Origin of the sequence: Streptomyces sp. C1-1 (assembly GCF_050214755.1) — a bacterium.
Classification (GTDB): domain Bacteria; phylum Actinomycetota; class Actinomycetes; order Streptomycetales; family Streptomycetaceae; genus Streptomyces.
Map to the genome: position 1 here is coordinate 8,822,756 of NZ_CP189826.1, position 15,578 is coordinate 8,838,333.

General features: G+C 72.0%; 14 protein-coding genes. 5 read left to right on the top strand and 9 right to left on the bottom strand.

Going from position 1 to position 15,578, the window contains the following annotated elements:
• Positions 1-101 precede the first annotated feature (101 nt).
• Together ACQF4J_RS40070 and ACQF4J_RS40075 are read left to right on the top strand one after the other, a co-directional pair.
• Positions 102-1,766 (top strand): cellulase family glycosylhydrolase, encoded by a 1,665-nt coding sequence (locus ACQF4J_RS40070; protein WP_427168016.1) that lies wholly within the window; start codon positions 102-104, stop codon positions 1,764-1,766.
• 108 nt (positions 1,767-1,874) lie between these two features.
• A complete protein-coding gene (locus tag ACQF4J_RS40075; RefSeq protein WP_427168017.1) occupies positions 1,875-2,246 on the top strand; it encodes a PadR family transcriptional regulator in 372 nt (123 codons plus the stop codon).
• On the opposite strand, the gene ACQF4J_RS40080 is transcribed toward ACQF4J_RS40075, so the two are convergent.
• Positions 2,232-3,278 (bottom strand): LacI family DNA-binding transcriptional regulator, encoded by a 1,047-nt coding sequence (locus ACQF4J_RS40080; RefSeq protein WP_351805484.1) that lies wholly within the window; start codon positions 3,276-3,278, stop codon positions 2,232-2,234. The two genes, ACQF4J_RS40075 and ACQF4J_RS40080, sit on opposite strands and share 15 nt — an antisense overlap.
• Before the next feature lie 197 nt (positions 3,279-3,475).
• Here ACQF4J_RS40080 and ACQF4J_RS40085 point away from each other — a divergent pair, with 197 nt between their 5' ends.
• A complete protein-coding gene (locus ACQF4J_RS40085; RefSeq protein ID WP_351564305.1) occupies positions 3,476-4,537 on the top strand; it encodes a glycoside hydrolase family 5 protein in 1,062 nt (353 codons plus the stop codon).
• 80 nt (positions 4,538-4,617) lie between these two features.
• On the opposite strand, the gene ACQF4J_RS40090 is transcribed toward ACQF4J_RS40085, so the two are convergent.
• From ACQF4J_RS40090 to ACQF4J_RS40120, 7 genes are all read right to left on the bottom strand, one after another.
• A complete protein-coding gene (locus tag ACQF4J_RS40090) occupies positions 4,618-5,292 on the bottom strand; it encodes a response regulator transcription factor (protein WP_351564303.1) in 675 nt (224 codons plus the stop codon).
• Between the two features lie 104 nt (positions 5,293-5,396).
• Positions 5,397-7,157 carry a protein kinase domain-containing protein gene (locus tag ACQF4J_RS40095; protein ID WP_351564302.1) on the bottom strand — a complete coding sequence of 587 codons (1,761 nt, stop codon included), beginning with the start codon at positions 7,155-7,157 and terminating at the stop codon, positions 5,397-5,399.
• A 117-nt stretch (positions 7,158-7,274) separates the two neighbouring features.
• Positions 7,275-8,846 (bottom strand): oleate hydratase, encoded by a 1,572-nt coding sequence (locus ACQF4J_RS40100; RefSeq protein WP_351564300.1) that lies wholly within the window; start codon positions 8,844-8,846, stop codon positions 7,275-7,277.
• A 129-nt stretch (positions 8,847-8,975) separates the two neighbouring features.
• Entirely contained in the window at positions 8,976-10,190 is a 1,215-nt protein-coding gene (locus ACQF4J_RS40105) for a globin domain-containing protein (RefSeq protein ID WP_351564298.1), read from the bottom strand.
• A 212-nt stretch (positions 10,191-10,402) separates the two neighbouring features.
• The gene (locus ACQF4J_RS40110) at positions 10,403-11,209 is read right to left on the bottom strand and encodes an SAM-dependent methyltransferase (RefSeq protein ID WP_351805478.1); all 807 of its coding nucleotides are present in this window, start codon (positions 11,207-11,209) and stop codon (positions 10,403-10,405) included.
• 83 nt (positions 11,210-11,292) lie between these two features.
• A complete protein-coding gene (locus ACQF4J_RS40115; protein ID WP_351564294.1) occupies positions 11,293-11,544 on the bottom strand; it encodes a DUF397 domain-containing protein in 252 nt (83 codons plus the stop codon).
• Entirely contained in the window at positions 11,541-12,416 is an 876-nt protein-coding gene (locus ACQF4J_RS40120; RefSeq protein ID WP_351564292.1) for a helix-turn-helix domain-containing protein, read from the bottom strand. Before ACQF4J_RS40120 ends, ACQF4J_RS40115 begins: the two co-directional genes overlap by 4 nt.
• 306 nt (positions 12,417-12,722) lie before the next feature.
• Here ACQF4J_RS40120 and ACQF4J_RS40125 point away from each other — a divergent pair, with 306 nt between their 5' ends.
• Entirely contained in the window at positions 12,723-13,121 is a 399-nt protein-coding gene (locus tag ACQF4J_RS40125) for an ATP-binding protein (RefSeq protein WP_351564422.1), read from the top strand.
• Positions 13,122-13,136: 15 nt separating this feature from the next.
• On the opposite strand, the gene ACQF4J_RS40130 is transcribed toward ACQF4J_RS40125, so the two are convergent.
• Positions 13,137-14,549: a PP2C family protein-serine/threonine phosphatase gene (locus tag ACQF4J_RS40130; protein WP_351564290.1), complete on the bottom strand. Its 1,413-nt coding sequence runs from the start codon at positions 14,547-14,549 to the stop codon at positions 13,137-13,139.
• A gap of 93 nt (positions 14,550-14,642) precedes the next feature.
• Between ACQF4J_RS40130 and ACQF4J_RS40135 the strand changes: the two genes are divergently transcribed.
• The gene (locus ACQF4J_RS40135; RefSeq protein ID WP_351564289.1) at positions 14,643-15,428 is read left to right on the top strand and encodes an SAM-dependent methyltransferase; all 786 of its coding nucleotides are present in this window, start codon (positions 14,643-14,645) and stop codon (positions 15,426-15,428) included.
• Positions 15,429-15,578 lie beyond the last annotated feature (150 nt).

Below are 15,578 nucleotides of genomic sequence, written 5' to 3' on the forward strand. Positions count from 1 at the left end.
GACGTGTACTGGACGATGTGGATTCATGGGAGCGCTCCCATAAACCTGCTCGTGTCCTTTCCACGCCTGGGTCTCCCGGCGCTCACCCCCATGGAGCCGCAGTGAGAAGAACAAGCAGCACGACACGACAGCACCCCTTGTCGGGCCTGGTGGCCCTGCTGGCGAGCCTCGTCGGACTCGTCCTCGTCGGCGCGCTCTTCCCCGCCGTCGCCCACGCCCAGTCACCCGGGGTCCAGGCCACCGGCCTGCACATCGGCAACGGCCGGCTGGTCGAGGGCAACGGCAACGACTTCGTCATGCGGGGCGTCAACGCCGCCCACACCTGGTACCCGGGCAGGACCAAGCAGTCGCTGGCCGACATCAAGGCCCTCGGCGCCAACTCCGTCCGGGTCGTCCTGGCCGACGGTCACCGCTGGGCCGCCAACAGCGCCTCGGACGTCGCCGACGTCATCGCCCAGTGCAAGGCCAACCGGCTCATCTGCGTCCTGGAGGTGCACGACACCACCGGCTACGGCGAGGACAGCGCGGCCGGCACGCTCGACCAGGCGGCCGACTACTGGATCGGCCTGAAGGACGTGCTGGCCGACCAGGAGAACTACATCATCATCAACATCGGCAACGAGCCCTGGGGGAACACCAACCCGGACGGCTGGACCGCCCCCACCGTCGCCGCCGTCAAGAAGCTGCGCGCCGCCGGGCTCCAGCACACGATCATGGTCGACGCCCCCAACTGGGGCCAGGACTGGCAGGGCGTGATGCGCGCCAACGCCAAGGCGGTCTACGACGCCGACACCACCGGCAACCTCATCTTCTCCATCCACATGTACAGCGTGTTCGACACCGCGCAGGAGATCACCGACTACCTCAACGCCTACGTCGACGCCAAACTGCCCATCCTCATCGGCGAGTTCGGTGGCCCGGCCGACCAGTACGGCGATCCCGACCAGGACACCATGATGGCCACCGCCCAGCAGCTGAAGCTGGGCTACCTGGCCTGGTCGTGGAGCGGCAACACCGACCCGATCCTGGACCTGGCGGTCAACTTCGATCCCCAGCAGCTCAGTTCCTGGGGGCAGCGCGTCTTCAACGGCGCCAACGGCATCGCCCGCACCGCCAAGGAGGCCACGGTCTTCGGTGGCGGCGGGTCGGGTGACACCCAGGCGCCGACCGCGCCCGGTACGCCCACCGCCTCGGCCGTCACGGCCACGTCCGTCGCCCTCACCTGGCCCGCCGCCACCGACGACGTCGGGGTCACCGGCTACGACGTCGTCCGCGTCACCGGCGGCGACGAGACCCGGGTCGCCACCTCCACGGGCAACACCGCCACCGTGTCGGGGCTGACCGCCGCGACCGCGTACACCTTCGCCGTCTACGCACACGACGCGGCCGGCAACCGCTCGACCCGCTCGGCCACCGTGAACGTCACCACCGACAAGGCCCCCACCACCGCCTGCTCGGTCGGTTACCGCCTCGTGGGGGAGTGGCCCGGAGGCTTCCAGGGCGAGATCAAGATCGGCAATCCCGGCACCGCCGCCATCAACGGCTGGAAGCTCGCCTTCGCCTTCGCCGACGGCCAGACCGTCTCCAACATGTGGGGCGGTACGGCCACGCAGTCCGGCGCCGCGGTGACCGTCACCCCGGCCTCCTACACCACCACCATCCCCGCCGGCGGCTCGGTCACCGTCGGCTTCATCGCGAGCAAGGGCTCCACCAACACCGCCCCGACCGCGTTCACCCTGAACGGCAGCACCTGCACGGCCGGTTGAGTCACCGATCGGCGGGAGCGTCCTGCGTCCCCGCCGATCACCTCTCCTCGGCCACCCCTTCCCGCGTGACTCTGCACAGCCCATATACAGGCTATGTAGAGTACGAGTATGGGTACGCTCCGTATGACCCTGCAGACCCAACTGGTGCTGCGGGCTTTGCTGGAGGACCCCGCCAAGGAGCGCTACGGCCTGGAGCTGTGCGAGCCGGCGGGACTGCCGTCGGGCACGATCTATCCGATCCTCGCGCGTCTGGAACAGGTCGGCTGGCTGGACAGCACCTGGGAGGACCCGGCCGTCCACGAGGAGGCGGGCCGCCCCCGCCGCCGCTTCTACCGCATCACCGAAGACGGCGCCGAACAGGCCCGCCTGGCCCTGGCCCGCGCCTATCGCACCCGCAAACAGCCCCTCCCGGGCTGGGCGGCGAACCGTCCGCCCGCCGACGGGGGAGCACCTGGCGCAACCCCGTCACCTCCGCGGTGACCCCGTACTTCCCCTCACCACCAGCGACGTCGGCACCAGGTCCGTGCCCGGCCGTACCCCGCCGCCCCCGCGGATCTGCTGCAGGGCCTTCTCCACGCATCGTCGGCCCACCTCCGCGAAGTCCTGGTGCACCGTGGTGAGCGGTGGCACGAAGTACGCGGCGTCGGGGATGTCGTCGAAGCCGACCACGCTGACGTCCTGCGGGACGGCGACCCCGCGTTCGTGGAAGGCGCGCAGTACGCCCAGCGCCATCTGGTCGTTGGCCACGAACACGGCGGTGCAGTCGGGGCGGTCGGCCAGTGTGAGGCCCGCCGCGTAGCCGGACTCGGCCGACCAGTCGCCGTGCAGCGGGGGCGGCACCGGGCGCCCCGCCTCCTGAAGTGCCGCACGCCAGACCTGGGTTCGGTGCTGTCCGGCGTAGGAGCTCTCGGGCCCGGTGACGTGCCACACCGTCTCGTGGCCCAGGTCGAGCAGATGGCGTACGGCCTTGCGGGCGCCGTCGGCCTGGTCGGTGTCGACGACGCTGTAGCGGTCACCGGCGTCGGAGTCGACGACCACGACGTGGACGCCGGGCGGCAGTTGGACCGACCCGGTGTCCAGGAGGTGGACCTCCATGATGACGACGACCGCGTCGACGGCCAGCTCGCCCATGCGGGTGAAGGCGCCCAGGACGTTGTCCTGGGTCGGCACGTCGATCGGGATCAGGGTGATCGCGTAGCCCTCGGCCGCCGCATGCGTGGCGATGGCCTCCACGGTGCGGCTGTTGCCGGTCGAGGACAGGCTGAACAGGATCACGCCGATGGTGTTGAACTGGCCGTAACGCAGCGCGCGTGCCGCGCTGTTGGGCCGGTAGCCCAGCTCCCGCATGGCCGCCAGCACCTGCTCCCGGGTGGCGGCGATCACCCCGGGATGGCCGTTGGAGACCCGTGAGACCGTCTGCGAGGAGACGCCCGCGAGCTTGGCGACGTCGGCCATCGACACCCGCTGCTTGCGGCGCCCGCCGGGCACACCGGAACCACCCCGCTCCACCACTGGAGCCTCCTTCGACCCGGCTCCGCACCCGTTGCGGAGTCCACCGGATGTTACGCGTGAGACACCTTGACTGCCGCCGGGGCGGATGCCACGATTCCGGCGCCGCCGAGTTTACGTAAACATCCCCCACGACGGCAGTAGATGTTTACGTAAACATTGCGGAGCGCCGAGCCGCCACCTCCTGAAAGGGCACGTCGATGCGCAAGACCCCCGCCAAGAACCGCCTGAGCTCCCGGCTGCGCGCCACCTGTGTGGCGGTGGCGATCGCCGCGGTCAGCGGCGCGACGCTGGCCGGCAGCCCCGCCTCCGCCTCCGCCGCCGCTCCGACCGGCACGAGCCAGTTCCGGGGCGTCAACTGGGCCGACCCGCGTGACAACTTCGCCGACGACTACCTCCAGCTGTCGGGCCTGTCGACCTCCGACAACTACGCGCGGACGTACGCGAAGGCGAGCCGGATCATCACCGCGTTCCGCGCGAACCTGGGCGCCAACACCGTCCGGCTGCCCATCAACCCCTACACGGTCAACGGCGCGTACTGGAAGTCCTACCGCGCGGTCATCGACGCGGCCTCGGCCCACGGCTTCAAGGTCATCGTGTCCTACTGGGAGGGCACCGGCGACAAGCGCGACGGCTACATCGACGACGAGGCCACCTTCTGGCCCATGTGGGACACCGTGGTCAGGACGTACAAGCACGACCCGCGCGTCTACTTCGAGCCGATGAACGAACCGCACGGCTACACCGACGCCCAGTGGGCCGACATCGCCGCCAAGTGGCTCGCGACCTATCCGTCCGTCCCGCGCGACCGTGTCTTCGTCAGCGGCGCCGGCTACAACGACCACGTCACCTCGGTCTGCGCCGACCCGCGCCTGAAGGGCACCTACCTGTCGCTGCACCACTACGGCTTCTGGAAGTCGTACGCCACCTACGACCAGTGGGCGTCCGACCTCAAGGAGCGCATCGGCGACTGCGCGAGCCGCACGGTCATCGACGAGTTCGGTGCCCCGATGACGACCGGCCTGAACTACGACAAGCCCGCGCCTGACGACAACTACGTCAACTTCATCCAGGCCGAGACCGACACCGCCCGCGAGCTCGGCATGGGTTCCGTGTACTGGCCGGGCCTGCGCACGGACGACATCTACTCGATGCAGAAGCTGGTCGGCGACCCCTCCCGTCCCTGGCTGGCCACCACCAACCAGTCCGGCGCCGACCGGCTGGCCTGGGCCTGGGGCCGCGGCCGGCCCGTCCAGGGCTGACCGACTCCTCGCCGCAACGGTCGAACTGCGCCCGGCCGTTGCGGCGAGGCCTTTCGAAGGATCGGGCCGCGACGGGACGGTCAGGCGGCGGCCGGGCGGACCAGGCCCGTCTCGTAGGCGAAGATCACGGCCTGCACCCGGGCCCGCGCGCCGATCTTCGCGAGGATGTGGCTGACGTGGGACTTCACGGTCGTCGGGGCGATGGACAGCCGCTCGCCGATCTCGGCGTTCGACCAGCCGGAGGCCACGGCGGTGAGGATGTCGCGTTCGCGTTCGGTGAGCGTGGCCAGCCCGGCCGGGCGGGCGGTGCGTGGGGCCGGCTGCTCCTGGCGGACGGTCTCGATCAGCGCGCGCGTCAGGGCCGGAGTGATGACGGCGTCCCCGGCGGCCACGACGCGGACCGCGGCGGTGAGCTCCTGAGGGGTGGCGTGCTGGGCGAGGAAGCCGCCGGCCCCGGCGCGCAGTGCGGCCGAGGCGTACGCCTCGCTGCTGGTCGGCGTCAGCACCAGGACGCGCGGGCGGCGCTCGCCCGGCGCGACGGGGCGGGTGATGCGGCGAATGGCCTGGATGCCGTCCGCGTCGGACGCGCCGCTGCCCATGACGACCACGTCGGGACGGAGTTCCTCGCACCGGTCCGCTGCGCCCAGGGCGTTCGCCGCTTCGCCGATGACGGTCAGGTCGGGTTCGGCCGCGAGGAGCATGCGCAGGCCGAGGCGTTGCAGGGACTGGTCATGGACGACGAGTACGGAGGTCATGGCGGGCTTCTCCCCTGAACGAAACCGTTTCGTTCACGTGGGGATCAGCGTAGCCCCGCCGCTATCGAAACGGCACCGTCTCGCTTGTGGCATCGATCACGCGCTCAGTCGGTTTCGCGCAGCGCGGTCCACGTGTCGTGGCTCACGACGCCGTCGGCGTCGAGCCCCTTGGCGTTCTGGAAGCTCTCCACGGCGGCCGTCGTCCCCGGGCCGAACTCGCCGTCCACACCCGAACCGCCCACGCTGTAACCGCGCTTGGTGAGCATGCACTGCACCTGCAGGACGCGTTTGCCGCTGTCGCCCTCGCGGGTGCGGCCGTTGCCGACGTAGTAGGTGCAGTCGGAGATCCAGGGCGGGGTCGCGGGGTCTTCGGGCGCCCCGGTCGCCGGCGCCGTCCCGGTCGGATCGTCGCTCGCGCTCGGCCCCGGGGCCGTCGGAGAGGCGGAGGCGTCGTGCCGCCCGGGCCGGGCCGAGCCCGAGGCGGCGGACGCGGAGGGGGATTCGGCGGTCCGCGCGCCGCCGTCGACGCTCTTGCCGGAGGCGGACGTGTACGTGTGGGAACCCGACGCCGTCGGCCGGGCGCCGTCGGCCCGGTTGCCGCCGCTGCTCGTACGGGAGCCGGGGGAGGAGCCCGAGGCGGGCGGGAGCGGGCTGTCGAGCGCGAGGATGCCCGCGGCCGTCGCACAGAGCACGACCCCCGCGGCGACGACCAGCAGAGGCTTCCTGCGGCCACCGGTGCGGGGCTCGTCGGCGGGTAAGCGCTCGGGCGGGTCCGCCGGAGCCGCGGGCGCTTCGGCCTCGCCCCCGGCGGGGCGCTCCGCGGGCCCCGCCGGAGCGGGAGCCGACGCCATCGGGGCATCGGAGGAGCGCAGGCGCGTCGTCCCGTCACCGGGCAGACCGTCGAGCACCTCGTACGCCCGCTGCCGGGCCAGCACCCGTCCGGCCAGCGGCTCGGGCCAGTCGGCCGCCTCGGCGCGGACCGAAGCCGCGTCGACCAGGTCCTGCGGGGTGGGCCGGCCCTCGGGTTCCTTCGCCAGACAGGCGGACAGCAGGGTGGCGAGGTCGGCGTCCGCCGCCGCGACCTGGCCCAGCAGCTCCCCGTTGGGCTCCTCGAAGGCCACCCGGTGCATCACGTCGACGCCCGTGCCGTCGCCGAACGGCGCATGCCCGGTCGCCGCGTAGACCAGCGTCGCGCCCAGCGAGAACACGTCCGAGGACGGTTCGCAGGTGCCCGTGCGCAGATGCTCCGGAGACATGTAGGCCGGGGTCCCCACCCGGTTGCCGGTGCCGGTCAGCGCGCTCGCGTCGACGGCCTTCGACAGGCCGAAGTCGATGACGTGCGCGCCGTGGACGGACAGCAGCACGTTCGACGGCTTCAGGTCACGGTGCACGATCCCGGCGGCGGCCAGGTCGGCCAGCGCCCGCCCCAGCTCGGCCACCAGCCGCCACACCGCGGCGGCCGCCAGGGCGCCGTCCTCGCGCACGGCGTCCGCCAGATCGAGGCCCGGCAGATACTCGGTGGCCATCCACAGCAGCCGGTCCTCGAAGCCCGTGCCGCACAGCCGGGGCGTACGGGCGGTGCGGACCAGGTCGTGCACCGACGCCTCGCGTTCGAACCGCCGCCGGAAACCCGCGTCGTCCGCGTACTCGGGCCTGATCACCTTCACCGCGACCAGGCCCGGCCCGCCGCCCGCCGGACGGCCGAGATACACCCGCCCCATGCCGCCGCTGCCGAGCAGCGCCAGCGGCACATAGGGGCCGATGCGGCGCGGATCCCCCGAGTGCAGGGGCGCGGCGCCGGTCTGCCGCAGCGCCGCGGCCTCGTCCGGTGCCGAGCCCGACGGCACCGAGCGGTGTTCTGACACGGGTCCCCCGAAGTGATGTTCGTCGTATGCCAGTTCGCCCAAGAGAGGAAGACGAGGCTAACGCAGCAGCGGCGCGCCGACAGCGGTTTCGATCAGTATTCGGCCTGCCGCGGTGGGTCACCGGCGGTGCATGGTCTCCAGCGCGGCGGCCAGCACATGCGGGTCGTGGTGGCCCTTGTAGACCGCGGGAGGCTGCCGGTCCAGGTGGAGCAGCCGGGACACGGCCGTCCAGGCGGTGCGCACCGAGTACTCGACGGTGAAGACGACGTCGTCCGGCACCTCGGCGAACTGCCCGATGAAGGCGAGGTTCACCGACCCCTCCGGCACCACGTGCGGCCGGTCCTCGCGGCGCCGGACCAGGAACTGGCTGGTGATGTACGGCATCACGCACGGCACGACCGTGGAGGTGGCCAGGACGCGCTCCGCGAGCTCCCCTTCGATGCGCAGGTGGTGCAGGACCTCCTCCAGGATCTCCCGGCCGGAGCACATCGTCATCGGCTTGGGCGTGTGGTTGCCCGCGCGGCCCGGGAAGAGACCGTAGCCCCACCACACCGAGACGCCCTCGGGCTGGTCGCGGTAGACGGGCTGGCGGTTGGCGACGATGGTCAGCAGCCAGTTGGAGTCGGTGAAGGTCATCAGGCCGCCCCGGCCGGTCTCGCGCCGGTCGAACTCGGCGAGCGCGTCGAGGAAGGCGGGATCCTTGGCGGTGACCGTGAAGGACTCCCAGCGCGACTCCTTGACGTGCTTGTCGAAGGCCGCGGGGTTGCCGAACTCCTCGCGGCCCCGGGCCAGTCGGTGCCACAGCAGCCAGGAGCCGGAGCGGCCCGGCGCCGGCGGCGGGGCCGAGGTGTGGGTGCCGAGGGTGGAGGCGTCGGTCATGGAGCCGTTGGTGACGAACACGAGGTCCTCGGGTGTCACGGCGATCTTCTCCTCGACGCCGCCCCGCGTGACGTAGAGCGTCTCGACCGTGCCGCTGTGCTGTCCGGGCGTGAACGCCAGGTCGGTGACCCGGGCGCCGGCGTGCACGACGACACCGCGCTCGCGCAGCCAGGCCGCCAGGGGCCGCACGATCGAGTCGTACTGGTTGTAACGGGTGCGGTGGATCCCCGACATGGAGGAGAACTCGGGGAACAGGTGGATGAAGCGGCGCAGGTAGCGGCGGAACTCGATGGCGCTGTGCCAGGGCTGGAAGGCGAACGTGGTGCACCACATGAACCAGAAGTTCGTGGTGAAGAAGTGCTCGCCGAAGCAGTCCGTGATCCGCTTGCCGTCCAGGCGGCTCTCGGCGCTCGCCAGGCAGCGCACCAGCTCCAGCCGGTCGCGCTCGGAGAAGCCCATCGTGGAGGTGTCGACGATCCGCCCCTCGCCGTCGACCAGCCGCGCGGCGTCGTCCCAGCCGAACTCCTCGTGCCCGGCCAGGATCTCCTGCGTCACCGACACCGAGGGGTCGTCCAAGGTGGGGATGCCGGACAGCAGGTCGTAGGTGCAGCGGAACTCCGCCTCGAACATCCGCCCGCCGCGCATGCTGTAACCGGCGTCCGGCGTGCCGCCGGCGTCCAGGCTTCCGCCGAGCTGCCGCTGCTCCTCGAAGAGGTGGATGTCCGCCCCCTCGAATCCGCCGTCGCGGATCAGGAACGCGGCCGCGGCGAGCGCCGCGATCCCACCGCCCACCAGGTATGCCTTCGCCATCGCCCGACTCCTCGTCTCTCAACGGTTGTTCCGCAACCGCGAACCTCACTGTTCCCTGGCGGAGCAGGGGCCGTCAGTGGGCCGTCCGGCACCCGGGGGGACCGGACGGCCCGTACGTCCGCGGCCCGTTCAGTCCGTCTCGCCGGGCAGCCACAGGTCGGGCCCGAAGACCTCGTAGCGGATGCGGCGGGCGGGGATGCCCGCGCCCAGCAGCTGACTGCGGACGGCGCGCATGAAGGGCAGCGGGCCGCACAGGAACACCGTGGCGTCGGAGGGCAGTTCGATGTCGGTGAGATCCATCAGGCCGGTACGGGCGGCGGGTTCCTCCGCGCCGGGCCGCTCGTACCAGAACTCGGTTCGGGCGCCCGGCAGCCGGCCGGCCAGCTCGCGCGTCTCGGCGCGCAGCGCGTGCTCGGCGGGGGAGCGGTCGGCGTGCAGCACGGTCACCGGGCGGGAGGAGCCGATGGCCGCGAGGTGGGCCAGGATGCCCGTCATCGGGGTGCCGCCGATGCCCGCCGAGACCAGCACGACGGGCGTGGTGGCGTCGGCCGGGTCGTCGAGGAACACGTCGCCGAAGGGCGCCGACAGCGTCAGTTCGTCGCCCTCCCGCACCTCGGCGTGGAGCAGGTTGGAGACCTCGCCGTCCGGTGCGCCGGCCTCGCCCGCGACCCGCCTGACGGTGATGCGCCGCAGGTCGCCGCCGGGGGCCGAGGACAGGCTGTACTGACGCAGCTGGTGCACCCCGTCGGGCATGCGCACCCGCACGCTGACGTACTGGCCCGCGCGCGCCCGGGGCGCCGCCTCGCCGTCGACGGGACGCAGCAGGAAGGACACCGCGTCCGGCGTCTCGGCGCGGCGCTCGACGACCGTCCACCGCCGCCAGATCCGGCCGGGCCGGACGCCCGCCTCCTGGTACAGCCGCGCCTCCTGGCCGATCAACGCGCCGGCCATCAGCCAGTACACCTCGTCCCAGGCGGCCGCCACCTCGGGGGTGACCGCGTCGCCGAGCACCTCGGCTATCGCGCCGAAGAGGTACTTGTGGACGATCGTGTACTGGTCGTCGGTGACCCCGACCGCCGCGTGCTTGTGCGCGATGCGGTCCAGCAGAGTGTCGGGACGGATGTCGGGGTGGTCGAGGAGCGCGGTGGCGAACCCGGCGATCGAACCGGCCAGCGCCCGCCGCTGGGCGCCGCTGGCCTGGTTGCCGCGGTTGAACATCCCGTCGAGCAGTTCCGGGCGGTCGTGGAACATCGCGCCGTAGAAGCGCGTCGTGATCTCGTCGAGTGCTCCCGCGACGGCGGGCAGCGTGGCACGGACCACGGCGGCGGACTCTGCGGACAGCATGGGACCTCCCGGACGGGAACGGTTGGCAGGAAGAGCGCCGCCCGGCTGCGGGCGGCGGCCTCAGGTGTAGCAGGCACCCACCGGGGTTTCCGGGCCGTTTCGGGGCGTCGAGGCCAAGAGGGGCCGGTCGGCCCCGGGACCGGGGACCACCGGCCCACAGGGCCCGCCCGGTTCCGGAGCCGACCGGCCCCGCCACCCTCTCCCGTGCGGCCCTACGGCTTGATCCCCACGGCCGTCCACAGGCTGACCTCGGCGTCCGTCGCCTCGGTGTCGCCCTCCGGGCGCCAGCGGTGCCCCACGCTGACGCCGGGCTCCAGCAGCTCGAACCCCTCGAAGAAACGGGCGAACTCCTCCTTGGACCGCACCTGCACCTGCGTCCCGGAGCTGATGTAGATGTCCACCAGCTTCCGCCAGGTCTCCGGGTCGAAGTCCGGCGTGCAGTGGCTGATGGCCAGCGCGCTGCCCGACGGCAGGGCGTCCATGAGCCGGGCCACGATGTCGTACGGGCCCCACGCGTCCGGGATGAAGTGCAGCAGCGCGTTGAGGGACAGCGCCACCGGCTGCGTCAGGTCCAGCGCCTCGGCCAGCTCCGGCGCGTTCAGGATGGTGTCGGGCTCGGTGAAGTCGGCGTGGATGTAGGTGGTGCGGCCCTCGCTCGTGCTGCGCATGAGGCGTTCGGCGTACTTGAGCACCAGCGGGTCGTTGTCCGCGTACACCACCCGGGCGTCGGGGACCACCGACTGGGCGACCTGGTGCAGGTTCGGCTCGGTCGGGATACCGGTACCGATGTCCAGCCACTGCCGGATGCCGTGCTCCCGGGCGAGGACCCGGGTGGCGCGGTGCATGAACGCCCGGTTCTCGCGGGCGCACACGTAGATCGCCGGGAAGACGCCGGCGACCTGCTCACCGGCCCGCTCGTCGATCTCGAAGTGGTCCTTGCCGCCGAGGTAGTAGTCGTACATCCGGGCGGAGTGAGGCCTGCTGGTGTCGATGTCCCGCGCGGCGTGGGAGTTGGTCATCCTGTCCCTTTCGGTGGTGATCGTGGGGGTGTCGGGCAGGTCGCGGCCAGGGCCGGCACGGATCTTCCCGCTGGGGTTCTCGGTCAGCCGGTGGCCAGATGGTCGGCCAGACCCCGCTTGACGCCGGCGACGAACGCGGCGATCTCCTCCGGGGTGTAGATGAGGGCGGGACCGGCCGGGTCGGTCGACTGGCGCAGGGCCACGCGGCCGTCGGCCAGCTGCTTCGTCTGCACGCACTGCCCCCCGTTGGGCCCGCTCCACGGCGACTCCCAGCCCTGTTCGCCGAGTTCCGACGCGGGCATGCCGTTGTACACGTGACAGTCGATGAAGCTCATGAGTACTCCTTGCGCATGCGGTTCAGGAGTGCCCTGCTGTCCGCGTCCGAGGTCAGCAGGGACATGCGGTTGTGCGCCTCGAGATGCGCCACGACGTCGGAGCGCTGGTCCAGGTACATCGCGCCCGAGAGGACCTCGGTGTAGACGATGTCCGGCAGCTCCGGGGCCTCGAAGCGGAAGTAGGTGAACGGCGCGCACGCTCCGACATGGGCGCCCGCGGTGAACGGCACGACGTCGACGCTGACGTGCGCCAGCTCCGAGACATCGAGTAACCGCTCGATCTGCTCCCGCATCACCTCGGGGCCGCCCACCACCCGGTGCAGCACGGCCTCCTCCATCACCACCCACAGCGTGGGCGCGTCGGCTCTCTCCAGCAGGCTCTGCCGGCGCAGCCGCAGGTCCACCCGCCGGTCGAGGTCCTCGTCGCTGTCGTTCGGGAAGCCGCCGCCGAGCACTCCGCGCGCGTACGCGGGCGTCTGCAGCAGTCCGGTGACGTAGTGCGGCTCGTAGGTGCGCAGCGTCCTGGCCCCGGTCTCCAGGCTCACATAGGCGCTGAACCAACTGGGCAGGACATCGCGGTAGGTGTGCCACCAGCCGGGCGCGTTGGCCCGCTCGGCGAGGACGACGAACTCCTCGATCTCCTGCCGGTCGGCCCCGTACGTCTGGAGCAGCAGCTCCACGTACAGCGGGCGCAGTCCCACCTCCGCCTTCTCCAGGCGGCGGATGGTGAGGGGCGTGACGCGCAGCGCCTTGGCGGCCGCCTCCAGCGAGACGCCCGCATCCTGCCGACGGTCCTGCAGCCGGCGGCCGAGGATCATGCGCAGCACGGTGGGGGCACTGTTGCCACCCGTGCCCTGACGGCCTTCGCTCACGCCCTTACCTCCTGAGGGACTGTCACCCGCCCGAGTCTGACAGTGACTTGATGAACCTCACCAGACCGATACCGGCCCGCTGAAATTATCAGCAGGCCTGTTGCAGGTTGAACTTGGGTGCGATCATAGTTACTTGTGTGAACCGTGCCGCCGAACGCGAGTGCGGTCCGTCAACCGTGCCCACCCCAAGTCGAGTTGACGTGCTCCGACGTTCGAGGCGTCCCCCGCGCCTGGCTGCCGCCCGCCCCACGGAAGGCCAACACCGTGTCCCCCCACCTGACATCGTCACCGCAGCTGTTAGACGTGGTGAACCCCGACCGCACGCACTGGCTCGAGCTGCCCGCCCACCGCTCCAGCGTGCGGGTGGCCCGCCGTTCCATGGGCGCCCGCCTCACCGCCTGGCGACTGCCGGCCGCGCTGTGCGAGGACGCGGTGCTGCTGCTGTCCGAACTGGCCACCAACGCCGTGCGTCACACGCTCAGCGCGCGGATCCTGTGCGGCATCGGCTTCGTCAGCGACGTGTGCCTGCGTCTGGAGGTGCACGACCACGACTACTCGGGCAGCGAACTGCCCCGCCGCGAGGCGGGCCCCGAGGACGAGGGCGGACGCGGGCTGCTCCTGGTGGAACAGCTCGCCGACGCCTGGGGGGTGGACCGGTCCGGACTCACCGGCGGCAACGCCGTGTGGGCGAACCTGACGGCCTGAGGGCGCGCGGCTGTGTCAGTCCTTCGCGGGCGTCAGCTCGGCGAGCAGCAGGGTGCGGTCGTCCCCGCCGCCCGGCCCGACGGGGGCGTGCAGCAGCTGCCGGCACACGGCGGACAGTACGTCGTCGGCGGCGCCCGGCGGTGCGAGCGCGGCCTCGTCCATGGCACCGGCCAGCCGGGCGATCCCGTGGTCGATGTCGTCGTCGCGGGACTCCACCAGGCCGTCGCTGTAGAGCACCAGCACGCTCGGCTCCGCGACCTCCAGCACGGTCGGCTCGTAGCTGCCCGCGCCCAGCCCGAGGGGCAGGCCCGCGCCGACGAGCGGCACCGGCGCGGTCCGGCCGTCCGCGCCGCGCAGCAGCGGGGGAGGGTGCCCGGCGCCCACCAGGGTGCAGGTGCGCAGGCGCGCGTCCCATTCGGCGTAGATGCAGGTCGCGAAGGAGGCGCCCGGGGTCTCGCTGGCGAGGTCGTCCAGTCGCCGTATGAGCTCCACCGCGGGGATGTCCAGGCCCGCCAGGGTGCGTACCGCGGTGCGCAGCTGGATCATCGCGACCGCGGACTCCGGACCGTGCCCCATCGCGTCCCCGACGATCAGGCTGACCCGGTCGCCCGGCCGCCGCAGCACGTCGGACCAGTCGCCGCCGATCACCGTGCCCTGCCCGGCCGGCAGCGAGCCGTGGGCGATGCGGCAGCCCTCGACCTCCTGGACCGCGCCGGGCAGCAGACTGTTGCGGATGGCCAGGGCGGTGCGGCGCTCGCGCTCGTAGCGGCGCGCGTTGTCCAGGGCGACGGCGGCGCGGGCGGCCAGCGACTCCACGGCCGCCATGTCCGCGGTCGTGAACGGTCCCCGGTCCGGTCCGCGCGTGCAGGCCACGAACCCGATCGCGTCGTTGCGCAGCCGCAGCGGCACCACCAGGAACGACCCCACCTGCAGCAGCCGGTCGATGCGTTCGTCGCCGTCCGCCGAGGCCTTCAGCCGCTCGGTGGTGTGCGCGTCGACGGCGTCCAGCAGCTGCGCGTGCCCGTCGGTGAGGGCACGGGCGTACGGCGTGCCGCGCGGGAAGACGATCACCTCGCCGACCGGGAGTACGCCCTCCCAGGTCTCGGGCGCGTCCGTGCCCACGCGCACCGCCAGCCGGCGGGCCTCCCGCTGGGGCGGGTCGGCGACGGCGTACGCGCTCTCCTCGCGCCGCCAGCGCTCCAGCAGGTACACGGACGCGGCGTCGCAGAACCCGGGTGTCAGGGCGTGCACGACATGGCTGCCCGTCAACCGCAGGTCGAGCTCGGAGCCGATGACGTCGGCCGCAGGGGAGAAGGCCGACCGGCGGGGCGACGGCAGGACGGCGGGGGTGTCGTCGGCGGAGCTGCGCGGTTCGTTCCGCAGGGTCGTGCCTTTCCGGGTGGGGGGCCGGCCGCGCGGCTGTGACAACGGATCACCGCGCGTCGACGGCAACTATATGATGAGGCGTCAAGAGCCCTGATCCGAGAGGATGTTGTGGTGTCCGACAGCGCAGGACCACCGGTGACCGATTCCGACAGGGCCAGTGTCGCGCGTATGTACGACGCGATGCTGGGCGGAGAGCACAATTTCGCCATCGACCGGGAGGCGGTCGCGGCCGTCACGGCCATCGATCCCCAGGTGCGCATGCTCGCCCGCGCCAACCGCGCCTTCCTCGGCCGGGCCGTGCGCCACCTCGTCGGAGAAGGGGTACGGCAGTTCATCGACCTCGGCTCGGGCATCCCGACCCAGGGCAACGTGCACGAGGTGGCCCAGGCGGCCAGCCCCGGGGCCCGCGTGGTGTACGTCGACAAGGATCCCGTGGCCGTCGCCCACAGCACGTCACTGCTGGCGGACAACCCGGACGCCGACATCGTCGACGCCGACATCCGGCGCCCGGCCGACGTCCTGGCCGCGCCGCAGCTGCGCAAGCTGATCGACTTCGAGCAGCCGGTCGCGGTGCTGATGGTCGCGATCCTGCACTTCGTCACGCCCGAAGAGGACCCGGCCGGCATCGTCGCCGCCTACCGGGACGCCCTGCCCGAGGGCGGCTGGCTGGCACTGTCCCACGCCACGAACGAGGACCGCCCGCGGACGGCCGCCGCGGTGACGCAGCTGTACAACTCCAGGGCCACCTCGCAGGTCGCCACCCGCTCCCACGACGAGATCCTCGGCTTCTTCGACGGCTTCGACCTGACCGAACCGGGTCTCGTGCACGTCCCGATGTGGCGGCCGGACCCCCAGGATCAGGTCCCGGACAACCCCTCCGAGTACTGGGTGTACGCGGGAGTCGGCCGCAGGAACGGATGACGGGGCTCGCCCGGGGGAGACTCACGGTCCCCGCCGCCGGGTGAGCCCCGGCGGGGAACGGACCGCCCGGCGAGGGACCCGGTGGACGACCCACTCGCTACCGAGGTCCGGCGAGCGGCCGTCCCCTGGCACGGACGCCGTCCCCGAGGG